This is a genomic window from Alteromonas sp. ALT199, assembly GCF_018619335.1.
Lineage (GTDB): Bacteria > Pseudomonadota > Gammaproteobacteria > Enterobacterales > Alteromonadaceae > Alteromonas.
The window spans coordinates 1-16,406 of sequence record NZ_JAHHDX010000098.1 but is presented as its reverse complement, the minus strand read 5'-3'; the positions used below and the strand labels follow the sequence as shown (position 1 = coordinate 16,406).

Genomic DNA, 16,406 nt, shown 5'->3' with positions numbered 1-16,406 from the left:
AGAACCATGCTCAGAATAATTCAACGCGCTAAACCGTCATTACTTTCATTTGCCTTTTTGGTGATGGGGACATTACTGCATACAACGAACGCTGCAGTAGTGACACCTCCAGCCCCCACTGTAGCTGCAGAAGGTTTTTTACTTACCGACTATGAAACCGGTAACGTTATTGCATCAAAAAACGCAGACATGCAACTTGCGCCAGCAAGCTTAACCAAAATTATGACGATTTATGTCATTGGTAAAGAGCTTCAAGCGGGCAACATAAGTCTAGACGATGAAGTTTCCATTTCTGAGAATGCATGGGCGAAAAAATTCCCAGACTCATCAAAAATGTTTATCGAAGTAGGTACACAAGTTTCTGTCAGTGACCTACTACGCGGTATCGTTGTGCAATCGGGTAACGACGCCTGTGTAGCAATGGCAGAACATGTAGCAGGTTCTGAATCTGCTTTTGCAAGCATGATGAACGCCCATTCTGCATCACTTGGCATGACAGGCTCACATTGGGTAAACGCCCACGGCTTGCACGACCCAGACCACTACACTACACCACGTGATATGGCTGTTTTGTCTCGCGCGCTTATTGCTGAGACGCCAGAAATGTACAAAATTTACAGCGAAAAAGAGTTCACCTACAACGGTATCAAGCAATACAACCGCAATAGCCTATTGTGGGACAAGAGCTTAAACGTTGACGGTATCAAAACTGGTCACACATCAGACGCTGGCTACAGCCTAATTACATCAGCTGAACAAGGCGGAATGCGTTTAATTTCCGTGGTTATGGGTACCGACAGCGAGCGCGCTCGTAAAGTTGAAAACAAAAAACTGCTGAAATACGGCTTCCGTTTTTACGAAACACTAACGCCATATGAAGCTGGCCATAGTTTCGTTGCACATCGCATCTATATGGGCGATAGAGAAACCGTAGACCTTGGAATTAACCAATCTACCCCCATTACTATTCCACGCGGCCAAGCGGCCAACTTAGAGGCGAATTTTGAACTTGATGACAAGCTAGAAGCACCTCTTGCAAAAGGTCAGGTTGTAGGGAAACTTTACCTACAGCTAGAAGGTGAAGATGTGGCTAGTTACCCGCTGGTAACACTTCAAGAAGTCAAAGAAGGCAGCTTCTTTAACCGCGCTAAAGACTACATTATGCTTCAGCTAGGATTTGACGACGAGTAAGTTCTAATACCGAAAACGTTAAAAAGCTAGTTGTGAAGCGGCCAGATTTGTTACAATCTGGCCGTTTTTTTATATGATATTTAAAGTACCAAGGATATCGCATGGATACCCGTTTCGACGAACTACTAGATTTTCCAACAAACCAGACTTTTAAAGTAATGGGCGTTGCCCATGAAGACCTACCAGAACAGGTAGTAGGCTGTCTTCAACAGCATGCACCAGGCGACTATTCACCTAAAGTAAAACCAAGTAGTAAAGGTACTTACCACTCGGTATCTATTAGTGTGCGTGTAACCAGCAAAGAGCACATGGAAACCATTTACACTGAATTAGCTAAATTAGAGCTTGTTAGGGTTGTACTTTAAGTGAATGAGAAGTCGACATTGGTTAACCTAGATGGCGTTATTGTACGCCAACTAGGTCGTCAGCCTTACGCGCCTATTTTTGAGGCGATGAAGCGCTTTACTGACGAGCGCGATCAGAACACGCCAGATGAAATATGGCTTGTGGAGCACGACGCGGTATTTACTCAAGGGCAAGCGGGTAAAGCTGAGCATATTTTGATGCCAGGCGATATACCCATTGTTCAAGTTGACCGTGGCGGTCAAGTTACCTATCACGGCCCGGGCCAGCAAGTCATTTATCTGATGCTTAACATAAAGCGCCGTAAGCTAGGCGTACGTCATTTAGTCACTGCTATGGAAGAAGCAGTGGTCGGACTACTTGCTAAGTATGACGTTAAGGCCTATCCAAAGCCCGATGCGCCTGGGGTATACGTCGACGAGAAGAAAGTCTGTTCGCTAGGTTTAAGAATACGTAATGGCTGCTCGTTTCACGGCTTGGCTTTAAATGTTAATATGGACCTATCACCGTTTCAGCGTATCAACCCATGTGGTTACGCCGGTATGGAAATGATCGATACCGCGCGCCTTAATGGTCCAACGACACTTGAAACCGCTGGTAAGGAATTAACGCTATTGTTGCTAGAAGCGCTTTCCCTTGCACAGCCAACATATAAAGAAGGTTTTGATGAGTAACGCACGACCTCAAGCGGGGGTAAAACTTCGCGATGATGAAAAAGTAAAACACATACCCGTCACCATTATTCCTACAGAAAAGGAAGAAATGCTGCGCAAGCCTGAGTGGATCAAAATCAAACTTCCTCGAACTACCGAGAAAATTGACCACATCAAGAAAACGCTGCGCAAAAACAATCTTCACTCTGTGTGTGAAGAAGCAAGCTGCCCTAACCTAGCAGAGTGTTTTAATCACGGTACCGCCACCTTCATGATTTTGGGTGACATTTGTACCCGTCGATGCCCTTTCTGCGACGTAGCCCATGGTAAGCCGCTTCCGCCTAGCGCCGAAGAGCCTGAAAAACTTGCGAAAACGATTGCAGAAATGAACCTGCGTTATGTGGTTATTACTTCAGTTGACCGCGATGACCTTCGCGATGGTGGTGCTCAACACTTCGTAGACTGTATTAACGCTATTCGCGAGCACAGCCCTTCGACCACCATTGAAGTGCTAGTTCCTGATTTCCGTGGACGTATGGACCGTGCGCTTGAGATTTTCAAAAACGGCGTACCCGACGTATTCAATCATAACCTAGAGACGATTCCGCGCTTATATCGCGAGTGTCGTCCAGGTGCTAACTATCAGTGGTCACTGGACTTACTTAAAAAGTTCAAAGCACAACACCCAGATGTTATGACTAAGTCAGGCCTTATGATGGGAATGGGTGAAGAAAACGAAGAGATTCAAGGCGTACTTGATGACTTACGTGCTCACGATGTGGATATGCTTACTTTAGGTCAATACCTTCAGCCTAGTCGTCACCATTACCCCGTTAAGCGCTATGTTCACCCTAAAGAATTCGATGCTTTAGGTGACTACGCAAAAGACATTGGCTTTACGCACGCAGCTTGCGGCCCTATGGTACGCTCAAGTTACCACGCCGACCAACAGGCAGCGGGCAAAGAAGTTAAGTAATCACTGGTTTATTTTGCTTATTTCAGTGCAAAGAGTGTAATTGCACGTAAGCCATAAACCTTTGACTAAAAGCGGTGATATTCACCGCTTTTTTGTTCCTAGATATTTCAGGGTGACAAACCCGTGGGTATTGTTAGAATGCCCCTCAAACAACACCATCCCCTTTTAAAGTACCTCCAAGGCTAAGGTTATTGCATGCGCAAACATATTTATATTGCCTATACAGGTGGAACTATTGGTATGAAGCCATCTAAGCAGGGCTACGTTCCGGCTGCCGGCTTTTTGTCAGACACGCTAAAAAACATGCCTGAGTTTCACCGTTCTGAAATGCCACTTTTTACACTGCATGAGTACGATAACCTAATCGACTCTTCAGACATGGACCCTTCAGATTGGCAGCGTATTGCCGATGATATCGCCGACAACTACGACAAGTATGATGGCTTTATTATTTTGCACGGTACCGACACCATGTCATACACAGCCTCTGCGCTAAGCTTTATGCTCGAAGACTTGTCAAAGCCGGTAATTGTAACAGGCTCACAAATACCTCTGGCAGAGCTTAGGTCCGACGGACAAGTAAACTTGCTAAATGCACTATTTGTAGCTGCAAACTTTCCTATCGCTGAGGTCGGGCTTTTCTTTAATAACCGGCTGTTGCGAGGAAATCGAAGTCGTAAAGTGGATGCAGACGGATTTAGCGCATTTGACTCGCCAAACTTCCCTCCTCTATTAGAGGCTGGCATTAATATACGCCTCAAAGCGGGAGAACTAGCAAAAGCGCCCACCAACAACTTAACCGTATCTAGTGTGTCGGCACAGCCTATCGGCATGGTAAGTTTATATCCAGGCATTGCACCTGAGGTAATTAAAAACACCCTCCAGCAGCCAGTAAACGCGCTAATTTTACTTAGCTATGGCGTGGGCAATGCGCCTCAGAACCCAGAACTTATTGCACAGCTTACATACGCTAAATCTCGTGAAATACCTGTTTTAAATTGCACCCAATGTATGCGCGGTCGCGTAAATATGGGTGGTTATGCCACAGGGCACGGCTTACAAGAAGTAGGTGTATTATCGGGTAGCGATATGACCCCAGAAGCTGCTCTTGCCAAACTACACTATTTGTTAAGTAAAGGGCTTCCTTTTGAACAAGTGTGTAAGCTGCTAACGCAGAACTTGCGTGGTGAATTGAGTGACTAATCTTACGTAACAGATTAAATGCTGAAGGTTTTGCTAAAAACTTAGCAATAATGCCAAGTAAAAAAGATTCCAAAAAATAAAGGTTTAAAAAGTGACAACAAACTATTCAGGTATGCTGAAAAAGATGCGTACCTATGCTGACGAGAATAACAAGGTTAACTATACACTGCCTATTGGCGATGCTTTGCTAGATATTAACGAGCTTATTGGTAAAGAGGTGACAGTTACTTTTTCGGATGAGATTAACTGTGTTCACTGCAACCGCAAAACTAAAAAGAGTTTTAACCAAGGGTATTGCTACCCCTGCTTAATTTCACTTGCTCAATGCGATAGCTGTATTATAAAACCAGAAAAGTGTCACTACCATGAAGGTACATGCAGAGAGCCTCAGTGGGGTGAAGAACATTGCTTTAGCGAACACTTTGTTTACTTAGCAAATACTGGCACCGTTAAAGTAGGCATTACTCGTCAAGTCACTGATGGCGTATCTACCCGCTGGATGGACCAAGGTGCAACCCAGGCTACAGTTATGTTGCGCGTGCCCGACAGGCTAACTAGTGGTTTAGTTGAAACCTTATGTAAAGATCATATTGCCGACAAAACAAATTGGCGCACCATGCTCAAAGGAAAACCCGATGAAGTCGACTTAGAGCAAGTTAAAACAGAGCTAATGAGTAAAATTGAAAGCGATTTAGAGGCGCTAAAACAAGAAAAAGGGCTTCAGGCCGTCTCAGAAGTGTCTACGCCAATACACGATATTCACTATCCTGTTGAAGAATATCCGGTAAAGATAAAGTCTTTGAACCTTGATAAAGACCCGTCATTTAGCGGCGTATTACAAGGCGTGAAGGCCCAATATTGGATGCTTGATGGCGACCGCGTTATCAATATAAGAAAGTTCGCTGGCTACAATGTAGATCTATCGTTCTAAAAAGTGTGTCCGGTCTGTTGTTACGTTATCGACAACAACAGACCTTTAATATAGAAAACTAGCTATATATATTGGATATGTGAGTAGCTCAGCGAGAAAACACCCATCTACTGCCAGAACTCAAAATAGTCATCACTATTTCTTTGCGGCTTAGGCGCGGGTTCAAATACTGGCGTTCCTAAATATAAGAAACCCACTAGTTCATCCTCTTCGCTTAAACCTAACCCGTTTCTTACTGTTTCACAGTGCGCATAGCCACCGGTACGCCACATACCATTGAAACCTTGTGCGACCGCAGCCATCTGCATGGCCATCACGCCACAACTCGCTGAAGCTATTTGTTCAACGCGTGGCACCTTTTCATGCGCAGTGTGTTTTGCGATAGCAACAATTATCATAGGGGCGCGTTTCGGGAGTTGAACTGCACGCTCAATTTCCTTTTGCGGCTTCTCATTTTTTATTGCTGATTGTTCGTAAAGTGCCCCAAGTTTATCAAGCCCTTTATCTGTACAAACGATAAATCGCCAAGGTGTAAGACACGCGTGATCTGGCGCTCGAAGCGCTGCCTGCATGATATTTTCCAAGGCATCGCCACTTGGCGCAGGTGCTTCTAACCGAGGCTGTGAGCTTCTGTTGAGTAATAATGTTAATGCGTCCATTTACGTCCCTACTTAATTCACTCATATGGTTGTTAGCCCATATGCTAGCGCGTATTTAAAATGGTATGACAGAATAAAAAGCATACCTGTACTAAGTGCTAGATCCTACGGCTGATAAACAAAAAAGACCAGAAAATTCCGGCCTTTTAAATGAAAAACGGATGGGCGAATAACGGTCAAATTAATCCATTTTGCGCGTCGACATTTTATTTAGATAATAGTCCAAGCTGAAAAAACGTCCGCCGCCATAAATAAACAAAACTAGCAACATAACAAAATAGGTAGCCGCGAACTCGATGCCGTTATTGAGTACAACAAAGTTACCACTTGAAGTGAGCCAATCATAGTGACCGTGCTCTTGTAGCAGAGATTTAGCAGCCGAGAGCTTTTCTGGCGCAGCCATAATGCTCTCATTTAGTAAAATAGTACCATCTGCTAACCAAGACGAAGCGTCTGCTATGGCTAGCCAGCCATTTTCAGCATGCACGCTTACCATCGCAACAACCATGGTTACCATAAGAGGAATACTGACCAAGCGGGTTAATGCGCCAAACAATAATAAAACACCACCTACCAGCTCGGCAGCTGTAGCAAGGAATGCCATAACCAAAGGCATGGGCAACCCAAGCCCATAATCATCGTTTCCAAACCAGTCTACTATACTGTCAAAACTAGATGCTTTATTCCAACCAGCCTGTATCATCACAGGTGCTAAATATAGGCGCAATAAAAGTAATGGGATGCCGTCGGCTAGTTGTAGCCGTGTTACGAATTGTTGATAGAGGTGTGTCATTGTTTTACCTATTCTTTGTACATAGAAAATAAGAACGGCGCTTTATGAAAAAAATTTCACCTCACAAAAATAAGCCCTCTCCCTTCTCTAGAATAATGCGAAAAGGTCAAGAAAAAACAAACTACAAAGCGCGAAACGGCAAGCTTCTCATGCTGATGGGCGAAGAAGATCATGCGCGCATAGCCACGTTAATTAGTAAGTGGCTAGCGCAGGATGAAACAAACCAATAGACCTGCAATGAAAAGTACTGTTTTGTTGTGAGTTTCTTCACCGGTGATACACAAGCAAAACACGCTTACAAAAAATTACAATTAAGTTCGCGATCTTACTCGATTTAGGTAACATAATAGGATGTAGCACATTGAGCTTGATACACCTGTTTAATCTTGCTCTGGTTAGTTAATTCAAAAAAGGTAGTGATAAAAATGGCAGCCAAAGGAAATTGGACTAAATCCTTGTTTATTGGCTTGTGGACGGTGCTTAACTTCACCCGCAAACTTTTCTTCAACTTAATATTCATTGTTATTTTCGTTGGTTTAATAATCGCCATCGCTGGCCAGGGAGACGAGCCGTTAACAGTGAATAAAGATAGTGCGCTGTTTCTTACCCTCAACGGTAAGCTTGTTATCGAGAAGGAAAGTATCGACCCTTTTGAACAATTTTTGCAGGAATCTCTTGGCAGCGAGCCTGAAAACCCAGAAGTGCTTGTTCGCGATGTTATGAAGGTGCTTGAAAACGCCAAGAAAGACCGACGCATAAAAGCCCTCGTACTTGACCTTCATGGGTTAACCGGAGGCGGTTTAGATAAACTGCGCACTGTCGCGAACGCTATCGATGCATTTAAAGAATCAGGAAAGCCGGTTTACGCCATTGGTGACTACTTCTCACAGGATCAATATTACTTAGCAGCTCATGCAGACAACATCTATTTAAACCCAATGGGCGGTCTGATGTTTGAAGGTTATGGTCGCTACGGCATGTACTTCAAAGATATGCTTGAGAAGCTAAAAGTTACCACGCATATCTTTCGTGTAGGTACATATAAATCTGCCGTAGAGCCCATTATGCGAAACGATATGTCTGAAGAAGCTAAAGAAGCGGAAAAGCAATGGTTAGACGGATATTGGGCACAATATAAAGCTGACGTTGCCACCGCTCGCGGTATTGATGAAGCAAATTTTGATGAAACACTTCAGGGCTTATTAGCAAAATTTGAAGCGGCAGGTGGTGACTTCGCCCAGTATGCGCTTGAAAACAATTGGGTTGATGCCTTGAAAACTCGCGAAGAAGTAAGACTAGAATTAACCGAACTAGTGGGCGAAGGTGATAACGAGCAGGGTGTAAATCTCACTACGTTTAAATCCTACCTTAAAGTCGTTAACCCACCTATGCCTGTTATAGAATCAGACATGGATAAAGTGGCCATCGTTGTTGCTAAAGGCACTATTTTAGACGGCAACCAAAAAGCGGGCACAATTGGCGGCGACAGTACCGCTCGCCTATTGAGAAAAGCGCGCTTAGATGACAACGTAAGAGCCGTTGTCCTTCAAATAGACTCACCCGGCGGCAGTGCGTTTGCCTCTGAAATTATTCGTCAGGAAGTGTTACAGCTTCAACAAGCGGGTAAGCCAGTTATCGCGTCTATGAGCACCTACGCGGCATCGGGTGGCTATTGGATAGCAGCAAGTACCGACAGGATTATTGCAAGCCCAAGCACTATTACAGGCTCTATCGGCGTGTTTGGTATGTTTATGACCTACGAAAACTCACTCGATTATTTAGGCATTCACAGTGATGGTGTAGGCTCAACAGAACTTGCTGGCTTTTCTACCGTTCGTCCTCTAGCCCCTGAATTTGGCCAAATTCTTCAGCGTAACGTTGAAAATACATACGGTAACTTCTTATCGCTAGTGTCTAATGCTCGTGGCATGTCGGTTGATGAAGTGGATAGCGTTGCACAAGGTCGCGTATGGATTGGTGAAGATGCTATTGAGTTAGGCTTAGTTGACCAGTTAGGAACACTGGATGATGCAGTCGCTGCCGCCGCAGAGATTGCAGAACTTGAGAACTATGACACCTTCTATGTACAACGCACGTTAACCGCACAGGAGATTTTCTGGAAAGAATTTTTCGGGCAAGCCATGACGTTCGTAGGAAAGTGGCAGTTTGCTCACGCCGACTCATCGCTAGTTAACGAGTTTAAACGCGTACTTAAAGAGTTTAGTTTAGTTAATAAGCTTAACGACCCTAAAGGTACCTATGTGCTGTGTTTACCTTGCGATGTCGAGTAGTTAACATTAAGTACAGTTAACTACTTAAAGACATAGAGTGAGACAGACACATCGCTTCAAATGATCTAAATGACGAACAGCGTCGCGTTATTACCGGCGCTGTTTTTTATTGTTTTGAGCAAGCAGAACGTTACTTCAACCGGAAGTTTGAACGCCCTGCTATTACGTTTAGACGTTCTGGTAGAAATGCAGGAACGGCGTTTCTACAACAAAACCGCCTGAACTTTCACCCAATACTTTTCAAAGAAAACGTCGACGCCTTTATAAACGACGTGATTCCGCACGAAGTGAGTCATTTACTGGTATGGACGTTGTTTGGAAGGGTTCAACCCCACGGCAGAGAATGGCAATCGGTTATGCGTGGTGTTTTTAACCGTGCGCCTGCAGCCACACATCAGTTCGATGTGAAACGCGTAACAAAAACCTACCAATATGTTTGCGACTGCGACACCTATGCGTTATCTACGCGCAGACACAATAATATTTTAAAAGGCACACTGTACAAATGTCGGAAATGTCAGGCCCCGCTACGAGCCGCATAAACAGCTGCGAGCCGCCTAAAAATTTTCATTTATCGGACAAAAGTTTGCCTAATAGCTAAACTACTATTAATAGGCTACGAGAGCTTTGAAACAACTGGTAGTTTTAATTAAACCAGTGCTTGGTAAACGCGTTATCTAAGTCGTTGAAGGCCGTTTTAAGAAGCTGAGCTAGTTCCCTGTATTTAGGCTTAGACTTAGCATTACTGATATTCACTCCCTGGGTGCGCATTTTAGAGTGAATTTCTTGGTACCAGCTTTTTAGCTGAGGTGGAAGATACTGATCTGAACGATGCCCTAACCAGAGCAAGCCCTGCATAGGTAAGCTTAGAAAGAAAGCACCTATTGTAATAGTTTGAGGAAGGTAATCAGAGCCTAAGTTTTGGTACAAAAGGGCACACGACAACATAGCAACCGGTGGCATAGTTTTGATAGCAAACTTAGTGGCTGCAACAACCCGGCATTCTGGGAAGAAGGCATAAAGTTCTTTTCTCACAGGCCATGTCTTCATGTACTGCTGACCGTTTTTCAACATTGTCATTACTGATTGAGACATGGTTCACCTCTTCGTTCTCAGATGGGTATAGTTAAATTGTAAACTGCTTTTTATCTATTACAATTTAGTTGCGTGATTTTCACCCGTTTTCTTTTTCACGTTCAATGCAGCGCCTCTTATGAAGAACCCGCAATGTAGAACATTTTATCAAATAAGATAACGCTTTGGGTAATTAAGTTTTGTCTAAGACGCGGTAAAGCGCTTCTGCGAACCCACTGTAGTTTAGTTACGTTCTGGCTTACTTTTTAGATGCCTTCGGCACATCGATTCAGTGGTTATGCTTAAAAGGTACTACAAAGTTGAAAGCACCGTAATAATTAAAAGGTATAAATTGGGCCTATCTTTAAGTGACATTTTTAGCACTTGAAGGCATCATATAGCGCATTAGCTTGAACATAATCCTGTATGGCTTAGTTGTTACTTTTGTTAACACAACTAACTGACGACCTGCAGATAATGCGCTGGCAGATTACTATAATAAAAGTAACTGGGTATTGAGCTTGATTTACGAATTTTCGCCCCTACCTAGCTTTCTAAGAGAATTTTATAAGTAACCCATAACGGGTGAATTATTTGGAGAGGAAAATGGCAGAAAGCAGACACGTCCGTCTACTTATCTTGGGTTCAGGCCCCGCAGGTTATTCAGCAGCGGTTTATGCTGCACGTGCAAACCTTAAACCTGTACTGTTAACTGGTATTCAACAAGGCGGACAGCTTACTACCACCACTGAAGTAGAAAACTGGCCGGGCGATCCAGAAGGACTTACGGGTCCTGATCTAATGGTTCGTATGCAAAAGCATGCAGAAAAGTTTGATACCGAAATTATTTTCGATCATATCAACAAAACTGACTTTTCTAAGCGCCCGTTCACCCTTTACGGTGACAGCGGTACCTATACCTGTGACGCATTAATCATCGCAACAGGTGCTTCTGCTAAATATTTAGGCCTAGAGTCAGAACAAGCCTTTATGGGTAAAGGTGTTTCTGCCTGTGCGACCTGTGATGGTTTCTTCTATCGCAACCAAAAAGTAGCGGTTATTGGTGGCGGTAACACTGCAGTTGAAGAAGCGCTTTATCTTTCGAATATTGCATCAGAAGTGCATGTTATTCACAGAAGAGACAGCTTTAGAAGCGAAAAAATTCTAGAGCAACGTCTTCGTGATAAAGCTGAGAACGGAAACGTTGTATTGCATCTAAATCGAACACTTGATGAAGTGCTTGGTGACGAGATGGGTGTAACCAAAATCCGTATTAAAGATACGAATGGTGACGCAACTGAAGAACTTGACGTAATGGGTCTTTTTGTTGCTATCGGTCACAAACCGAATACCGATATCTTCGACGGTCAGCTTGAAATGAAAGATGGCTACATCACAGTTAACAGTGGCACCAATGGAAACGCAACACAAACTAGTGTTGAAGGTGTGTTTGCAGCAGGTGACGTGAGCGACCATATTTACCGTCAGGCAATTACATCTGCCGGCACTGGTTGTATGGCTGCCCTTGATGCCGAAAAGTACCTAGACGGTACCATGCCTGAGCAAGGTTAATATTCTATACCTAAGCCCTACATTCCTGTGGGGCTTTTTTCTGGCTGAATTATGATAGCGTTACACTACATAGAAGAAGGCGCTCCCTTCCCTTCTGTCGATACCGCATTGGAAGACCCTAACGGCCTTTTAGCGTTTGGTGGCGATCTAAGCCCAGCCCGTTTATTTTCAGCGTATTCGCAAGGGATATTCCCTTGGTTTAGTGACGACGAACCTTTGTTGTGGTGGTCACCTGACCCAAGAGCCATTATCGAACTCGAGCATTTTGTTGCGTCAAAAAGCCTGAAGAAGCTTGTACGGAAAAAAAAGTACACGGTTACGTTAAATTATGCGTTTGACCGCGTTATTGAAGCTTGTTCATCAACGCCGCGTAAGAACCCTAATACTGGCGAGTTCAACAGCGAAACCTGGTTAACTGATGATATGATTGCGGCCTATCGTCAGCTTAACGGCTTAGGTTTGGCTCACTCTGTAGAAGTTTGGAACGGCGATACACTTGTTGGTGGTTTGTACGGTGTGGGAATAGGAAAAGTCTATTGTGGCGAGTCTATGTTCCACTTTGAGAGTAATACCTCGAAGCTTGCTATGTTGGCGTTAGTTGAACACATGAAATCACACAATATGGCGTTTATCGACTGCCAATTGCCTACTGATCACTTGTCATCACTTGGTGCAAGTGCGCTATCGCGCGACGATTTTATTGAAAAACTTGAAAAAAACAACCACACTTTGTCTGAAGACGGTAGTCTGTCTGAAGACTATCTCAATCGTTGGAAGCCAAGAGTGATTACTCCGTGAAGTTTGGTATAACCCAGTCATTTTCGTGTAGCTACTTGCCTGACGAGCAAGAGCAATTACTCGTTTACGCCGAAAATAATGACTATCAGGCGTGGCGATATTCGCAACTGATTCAAGCAGGTTTTCGTCGAAGCGGTGCGCAAATTTACCGCCCACATTGCCCGGCATGCAAGGCGTGTAAATCGGTACGGATCCCGGTCGATACTTTTACGCCGTCTCGTAGTCAAAAAAGACTGTTGAAAAGTAATAAAGGGTTTCGTGTTCAACTGGTTGATAAAACCCAGAAGACTTACTACCCATTGTATGAGCGCTACATTACAGAGCGTCATGCTGACGGCAGTATGTATCCACCATCAAAAACACAGTTCGATAATTTTGTACTGTGCGAATGGATGACAACCCACTACCTCGAAGCGTATGACGGTGACAAACTCATAGCTGTGGCCGTCACTGATGTGGTTGATGCCAACGAACATATGCGCGCACTCTCTGCCCTTTACACATTTTTCGATCCAGACTATAGTTCGGCTTCATTAGGCACCTGGATGATACTAATGCAAATACAGGAAGCGAGGCGCCTAGGCCATCAATTCGTTTACCTAGGGTATTACGTAGATGGCTGTCAAAAAATGTCTTACAAACATAAATTTTTGCCATTTGAGCAGTTTAGTGACAATGAATGGCATCTATTTAGCAAAAATAGTAAAATACCCGCTTAATTGCTTTACACTGAACCCAAGATTGGGTAAGGTCTGCGCGGCAAAAATTTTGAATTACTGAGGTAACTGCTTTACATGGCAAAAGAAGATTGTATTGAAATGGAAGGTACTGTGTTAGACACACTACCTAACACTATGTTCCGCGTTGAACTAGAAAACGGTCACGTAGTGACTGCACACATCTCTGGTAAAATGCGTAAGAACTATATCCGTATTCTTACTGGCGATAAGGTCACCGTCGAGATGACTCCTTATGATTTGACCAAAGGTCGAATTATTTATCGCGCAAGATAATGAGCCATTTAAGCGGTAACGCATAAAAAAAGCCCGATAATAATCGGGCTTTTTCGTATCTACTTTATAGAGCAAGACGAACAACCACTGTCATACGCCCTACTCTTCGTTTACTGTTAGCTAGGCTCAGCTTCTTCAGATGTAGCACCTACCCCTGAATACTCAAAGGTAAGTTTGTCATCAACGCAGTCCACTTTAACGTTTCCGCCTTTGGACAACTCACCAAACAACAGCTCATTCGCCAACTCTTTCTTAAGATCGTCTTTAATAACGCGAGCCATCGGACGCGCGCCCATCGACTTGTCGTAGCCTTTTTCGGCCATGTAAGCGCGCGCTGCACTTGAAACCTCTAGCGACACGCCCTTAGCGTCAAGCTGCGCTTGAAGCTCGATAATGAACTTATCTACCACCTGTAAGATAATTTCTGAATCAAGGTGATTGAACCAGATAATACCATCGAGACGGTTTCTAAATTCGGGCGTGAATACCTTGTTGATTTCAGACAACGCATCATGGCTGTGATCTTGTTGCTTAAACCCAATAGACTTACGTACCGTTTCCTGAACGCCTGCGTTGGTAGTCATTACTAATACAACGTTTCTGAAGTCTACTTTACGGCCGTTATTATCCGTTAACGTTCCGTGGTCCATCACTTGTAAAAGAATATTGTAGATATCGCTATGCGCTTTCTCAATCTCATCTAGAAGCACAACAGAGTACGGATTTTTAATTACCGCATCGGTTAATAGACCACCTTGGTCGAAACCAACGTAACCAGGAGGGGCACCAATTAGACGACTTACTGCGTGACGTTCCATATACTCAGACATATCGAAACGTACCAGTTCAACCCCCATAATTTTGGCCAGTTGTTGGGTCACCTCTGTCTTACCCACCCCAGTTGGGCCTGCGAACAAGAAACTACCAATTGGTTTAGTTTCTGTGCCTAACCCCGAACGAGATAGCAAAATAGCGTCATTTAGCGTCTCTATGGCTTTATCCTGACCGAACACAACCATCTTAAGGTTGCGACCTAAGTTCTTAAGAACTTCTTTGTCAGATGCCGATACAGACTTCTCAGGAATACGCGCCATTTTTGCAATAATTTGCTCAATATCGCCTACATTAATTGTTTTCTTACGTTTTGACGGTGGCAACAAACGCTGGCTCGCGCCGGCTTCGTCCATAACATCTATAGCTTTATCTGGAAGATGACGTTCATTTATGTATTTGGCCGACAGTTCAGCTGCCGCCTGAATAGCCTTTTGCGTAAAGCGCACATTGTGGTGCTCTTCATACCGGCTCTTAAGACCTAGTAATATCTTGGTGGTATCGCTCACGCTTGGTTCAATAACATCAACTTTCTGGAAACGACGTGCTAGCGCACGGTCTTTTTCAAAAATACCTTGGTATTCTTGGTACGTAGTTGAACCAATACAGCGAAGCTCTCCACTCGATAGCTTAGGCTTGAGCAAGTTAGAGGCGTCCATTACGCCACCAGACGCCGCTCCAGCACCAATAATGGTGTGAATTTCATCAATAAATAAAATAGCGTGCTTATCTTTGCCTAGCTCTTTCAAAATAGCTTTTAAACGCTTTTCAAAGTCGCCGCGATATTTGGTACCGGCTAGAAGGCCGCCTAAATCAAGTGAATAAACGGTGCTTTCTGCAATAACATCGGGCACATCATCGTTCACAATCCTGTATGCCAGGCCTTCCGCAATGGCGGTTTTACCCACGCCCGCTTCGCCAACTAGCAAAGGGTTATTCTTACGACGACGACATAAAATTTGAATTGTGCGCTCAACTTCTGAATCGCGCCCAATGAGGGGATCTATTTTGCCGTCTTTCGCATGGCGATTTAAGTCAGTAGCGTATTTACTTAATGCCGAACCGCCCTCTTCACCCGCTTCACCTTCTTCAGAAGCTTCTGGGTTAACCGGTTCGTCGTCATCCGCTTTGCTTACGCCATGGCTAATGAAATTAACCACGTCTAAACGCGTTACGTCAGCTTTCTTGAGAATGTACACAGCTTGTGATTCTTGTTCACTGAAAATAGCGACAAGAACGTTTGCGCCTGTAACCTCGTCTTTGCCCGACGACTGCACGTGAAACACCGCGCGCTGAAGAACCCGTTGAAAACCTAGCGTTGGCTGAGTTTCTCGTTCATTTAATTGGTCGTCTAAGATAAGTGGCGTAGTGTCTTTAACGAACGATAACAGTTCGCTCTTTATTGCCTCAATATCGGCACCACACGCCTTGAGCGCATCGCGAGCAGCTGAGTTATCAAGCAATGCCAACAACAAGTGCTCTACCGTCATAAACTCGTGACGGTGCTCTCTGGCAAATACGAACGCATCATTTAGCGTTTGCTCTAATTCTTTATTTAACATATTGCTCGCCCTCTACAAAAAACCTTATGCCTGCTCCATCGTGCACATCAATGGGTGCTGATGTTTGCGTGCGTACTGATTAACCTGCATCACTTTTGTCTCTGCTATCTCAGCAGTAAAAATGCCACACACGGCTTTTCCTTGATAATGAACAGCTAGCATAAGTTGGTTGGCTTTCTCAGCGTCCATATTGAAAAACTGCATGAGTACCTCAATGACAAAATCCATCGGTGTATAGTCGTCATTGTTCAACAACACTTTATACATGGGAGGCGGCTGCGGCTTTTGTCGCTGCGCGTCTTTTTGTTTTTCCTTTTCGATACTAATAGCGTTGTCTTTACTCATAACTTAATAATAGTGGTTTACCGGCACAAATGTGTACAAACTTTTGTATAAATTTATTCACATTTATCCTTGACATAATATGGTTAAAAAATCTACATTTTGTATAGTGGTTTTGAGTATTGCATGTATACCACTTTAAAGTGACCACTTT

18 protein-coding genes are annotated in these 16,406 nt (G+C 43.9%); 13 read left to right on the top strand and 5 right to left on the bottom strand.

Annotation, left to right across the window (positions count from 1 at the left end; genetic code table 11):
* Positions 1-6 precede the first annotated feature (6 nt).
* The 6 genes from KL866_RS10970 to KL866_RS10945 all read left to right on the top strand — a co-directional run bounded on the left by KL866_RS10970 (position 7) and on the right by KL866_RS10945 (position 5,317).
* On the top strand, positions 7-1,191 hold the full coding sequence (locus KL866_RS10970) for a D-alanyl-D-alanine carboxypeptidase family protein (protein ID WP_214995035.1): 1,185 nt from the start codon (positions 7-9) through the stop codon (positions 1,189-1,191).
* A gap of 101 nt (positions 1,192-1,292) precedes the next feature.
* Positions 1,293-1,556 carry a DUF493 family protein YbeD gene (ybeD, locus tag KL866_RS10965; protein ID WP_025255106.1) on the top strand — a complete coding sequence of 88 codons (264 nt, stop codon included), beginning with the start codon at positions 1,293-1,295 and terminating at the stop codon, positions 1,554-1,556.
* Positions 1,557-2,228: a lipoyl(octanoyl) transferase LipB gene (gene lipB, locus KL866_RS10960; RefSeq protein WP_081765833.1), complete on the top strand. Its 672-nt coding sequence runs from the start codon at positions 1,557-1,559 to the stop codon at positions 2,226-2,228.
* Positions 2,221-3,183, top strand: coding sequence for a lipoyl synthase (gene lipA, locus KL866_RS10955; RefSeq protein ID WP_025255104.1), 963 nt, complete (start codon positions 2,221-2,223; stop codon positions 3,181-3,183). Before lipB ends, lipA begins: the two co-directional genes overlap by 8 nt.
* A gap of 195 nt (positions 3,184-3,378) precedes the next feature.
* Positions 3,379-4,386 carry an asparaginase gene (gene ansA / locus KL866_RS10950; RefSeq protein WP_025255103.1) on the top strand — a complete coding sequence of 336 codons (1,008 nt, stop codon included), beginning with the start codon at positions 3,379-3,381 and terminating at the stop codon, positions 4,384-4,386.
* A 91-nt stretch (positions 4,387-4,477) separates the two neighbouring features.
* The gene (locus tag KL866_RS10945; protein WP_214995033.1) at positions 4,478-5,317 is read left to right on the top strand and encodes a DUF2797 domain-containing protein; all 840 of its coding nucleotides are present in this window, start codon (positions 4,478-4,480) and stop codon (positions 5,315-5,317) included.
* 107 nt (positions 5,318-5,424) lie between these two features.
* Here the strand turns inward: KL866_RS10945 and KL866_RS10940 are convergent, their stop codons facing one another.
* Positions 5,425-5,976, bottom strand: coding sequence for an NAD(P)H nitroreductase (locus tag KL866_RS10940; RefSeq protein WP_025255101.1), 552 nt, complete (start codon positions 5,974-5,976; stop codon positions 5,425-5,427).
* Between the two features lie 181 nt (positions 5,977-6,157).
* On the bottom strand, positions 6,158-6,769 hold the full coding sequence (locus KL866_RS10935; RefSeq protein ID WP_025255100.1) for a DoxX family protein: 612 nt from the start codon (positions 6,767-6,769) through the stop codon (positions 6,158-6,160).
* Between the two features lie 44 nt (positions 6,770-6,813).
* Here KL866_RS10935 and KL866_RS10930 point away from each other — a divergent pair, with 44 nt between their 5' ends.
* The 3 genes from KL866_RS10930 to KL866_RS10920 all read left to right on the top strand — a co-directional run bounded on the left by KL866_RS10930 (position 6,814) and on the right by KL866_RS10920 (position 9,602).
* Positions 6,814-6,999 carry a hypothetical protein gene (locus KL866_RS10930; RefSeq protein WP_214995031.1) on the top strand — a complete coding sequence of 62 codons (186 nt, stop codon included), beginning with the start codon at positions 6,814-6,816 and terminating at the stop codon, positions 6,997-6,999.
* Between the two features lie 195 nt (positions 7,000-7,194).
* The gene (sppA, locus tag KL866_RS10925) at positions 7,195-9,060 is read left to right on the top strand and encodes a signal peptide peptidase SppA (RefSeq protein WP_214995029.1); all 1,866 of its coding nucleotides are present in this window, start codon (positions 7,195-7,197) and stop codon (positions 9,058-9,060) included.
* Between the two features lie 50 nt (positions 9,061-9,110).
* A complete protein-coding gene (locus tag KL866_RS10920) occupies positions 9,111-9,602 on the top strand; it encodes a SprT family zinc-dependent metalloprotease (RefSeq protein WP_081765832.1) in 492 nt (163 codons plus the stop codon).
* A gap of 103 nt (positions 9,603-9,705) precedes the next feature.
* On the opposite strand, the gene yfbV is transcribed toward KL866_RS10920, so the two are convergent.
* Entirely contained in the window at positions 9,706-10,155 is a 450-nt protein-coding gene (gene yfbV / locus KL866_RS10915; protein ID WP_118495101.1) for a terminus macrodomain insulation protein YfbV, read from the bottom strand.
* Positions 10,156-10,740: 585 nt separating this feature from the next.
* On the opposite strand from yfbV, the gene trxB reads away from it, so the two are divergent.
* From trxB to infA, 4 genes are all read left to right on the top strand, one after another.
* Entirely contained in the window at positions 10,741-11,706 is a 966-nt protein-coding gene (gene trxB / locus KL866_RS10910) for a thioredoxin-disulfide reductase (protein ID WP_214995027.1), read from the top strand.
* Between the two features lie 51 nt (positions 11,707-11,757).
* Positions 11,758-12,504: a leucyl/phenylalanyl-tRNA--protein transferase gene (gene aat / locus KL866_RS10905; protein WP_214995025.1), complete on the top strand. Its 747-nt coding sequence runs from the start codon at positions 11,758-11,760 to the stop codon at positions 12,502-12,504.
* Entirely contained in the window at positions 12,501-13,223 is a 723-nt protein-coding gene (locus tag KL866_RS10900; protein ID WP_311236141.1) for an arginyltransferase, read from the top strand. The genes aat and KL866_RS10900 overlap by 4 nt, the downstream gene beginning before the upstream one ends.
* A gap of 75 nt (positions 13,224-13,298) precedes the next feature.
* Positions 13,299-13,517: a translation initiation factor IF-1 gene (gene infA, locus KL866_RS10895; RefSeq protein ID WP_008844395.1), complete on the top strand. Its 219-nt coding sequence runs from the start codon at positions 13,299-13,301 to the stop codon at positions 13,515-13,517.
* Positions 13,518-13,633: 116 nt separating this feature from the next.
* On the opposite strand, the gene clpA is transcribed toward infA, so the two are convergent.
* Complete coding sequence (gene clpA, locus KL866_RS10890) at positions 13,634-15,910, bottom strand: ATP-dependent Clp protease ATP-binding subunit ClpA (RefSeq protein WP_025255093.1); 2,277 nt, start codon at positions 15,908-15,910, stop codon at positions 13,634-13,636.
* 24 nt (positions 15,911-15,934) lie between these two features.
* Positions 15,935-16,255, bottom strand: coding sequence for an ATP-dependent Clp protease adapter ClpS (gene clpS / locus KL866_RS10885; RefSeq protein WP_025255092.1), 321 nt, complete (start codon positions 16,253-16,255; stop codon positions 15,935-15,937).
* Positions 16,256-16,406: the final 151 nt, after the last annotated feature.

Excerpts from the sequence above, each read along its gene's own strand:
- infA (WP_008844395.1), top strand. The coding sequence starts at position 13,299 with ATGGCAAAAGAAGATTGTATTGAAATGGAAGGTACTGTGTTAGACACA.
- ansA (WP_025255103.1), top strand. The coding sequence starts at position 3,379 with ATGCGCAAACATATTTATATTGCCTATACAGGTGGAACTATTGGTATG.
- ybeD (WP_025255106.1), top strand. The coding sequence starts at position 1,293 with ATGGATACCCGTTTCGACGAACTACTAGATTTTCCAACAAACCAGACT.
- KL866_RS10930 (WP_214995031.1), top strand. The coding sequence starts at position 6,814 with ATGAAAAAAATTTCACCTCACAAAAATAAGCCCTCTCCCTTCTCTAGA.
- sppA (WP_214995029.1), top strand. The coding sequence starts at position 7,195 with ATGGCAGCCAAAGGAAATTGGACTAAATCCTTGTTTATTGGCTTGTGG.
- clpA (WP_025255093.1), bottom strand. The coding sequence starts at position 15,910 with ATGTTAAATAAAGAATTAGAGCAAACGCTAAATGATGCGTTCGTATTT.
- yfbV (WP_118495101.1), bottom strand. The coding sequence starts at position 10,155 with ATGTCTCAATCAGTAATGACAATGTTGAAAAACGGTCAGCAGTACATG.
- trxB (WP_214995027.1), top strand. The coding sequence starts at position 10,741 with ATGGCAGAAAGCAGACACGTCCGTCTACTTATCTTGGGTTCAGGCCCC.
- clpS (WP_025255092.1), bottom strand. The coding sequence starts at position 16,255 with ATGAGTAAAGACAACGCTATTAGTATCGAAAAGGAAAAACAAAAAGAC.
- KL866_RS10935 (WP_025255100.1), bottom strand. The coding sequence starts at position 6,769 with ATGACACACCTCTATCAACAATTCGTAACACGGCTACAACTAGCCGAC.
- KL866_RS10940 (WP_025255101.1), bottom strand. The coding sequence starts at position 5,976 with ATGGACGCATTAACATTATTACTCAACAGAAGCTCACAGCCTCGGTTA.
- aat (WP_214995025.1), top strand. The coding sequence starts at position 11,758 with ATGATAGCGTTACACTACATAGAAGAAGGCGCTCCCTTCCCTTCTGTC.
- KL866_RS10970 (WP_214995035.1), top strand. The coding sequence starts at position 7 with ATGCTCAGAATAATTCAACGCGCTAAACCGTCATTACTTTCATTTGCC.
- lipA (WP_025255104.1), top strand. The coding sequence starts at position 2,221 with ATGAGTAACGCACGACCTCAAGCGGGGGTAAAACTTCGCGATGATGAA.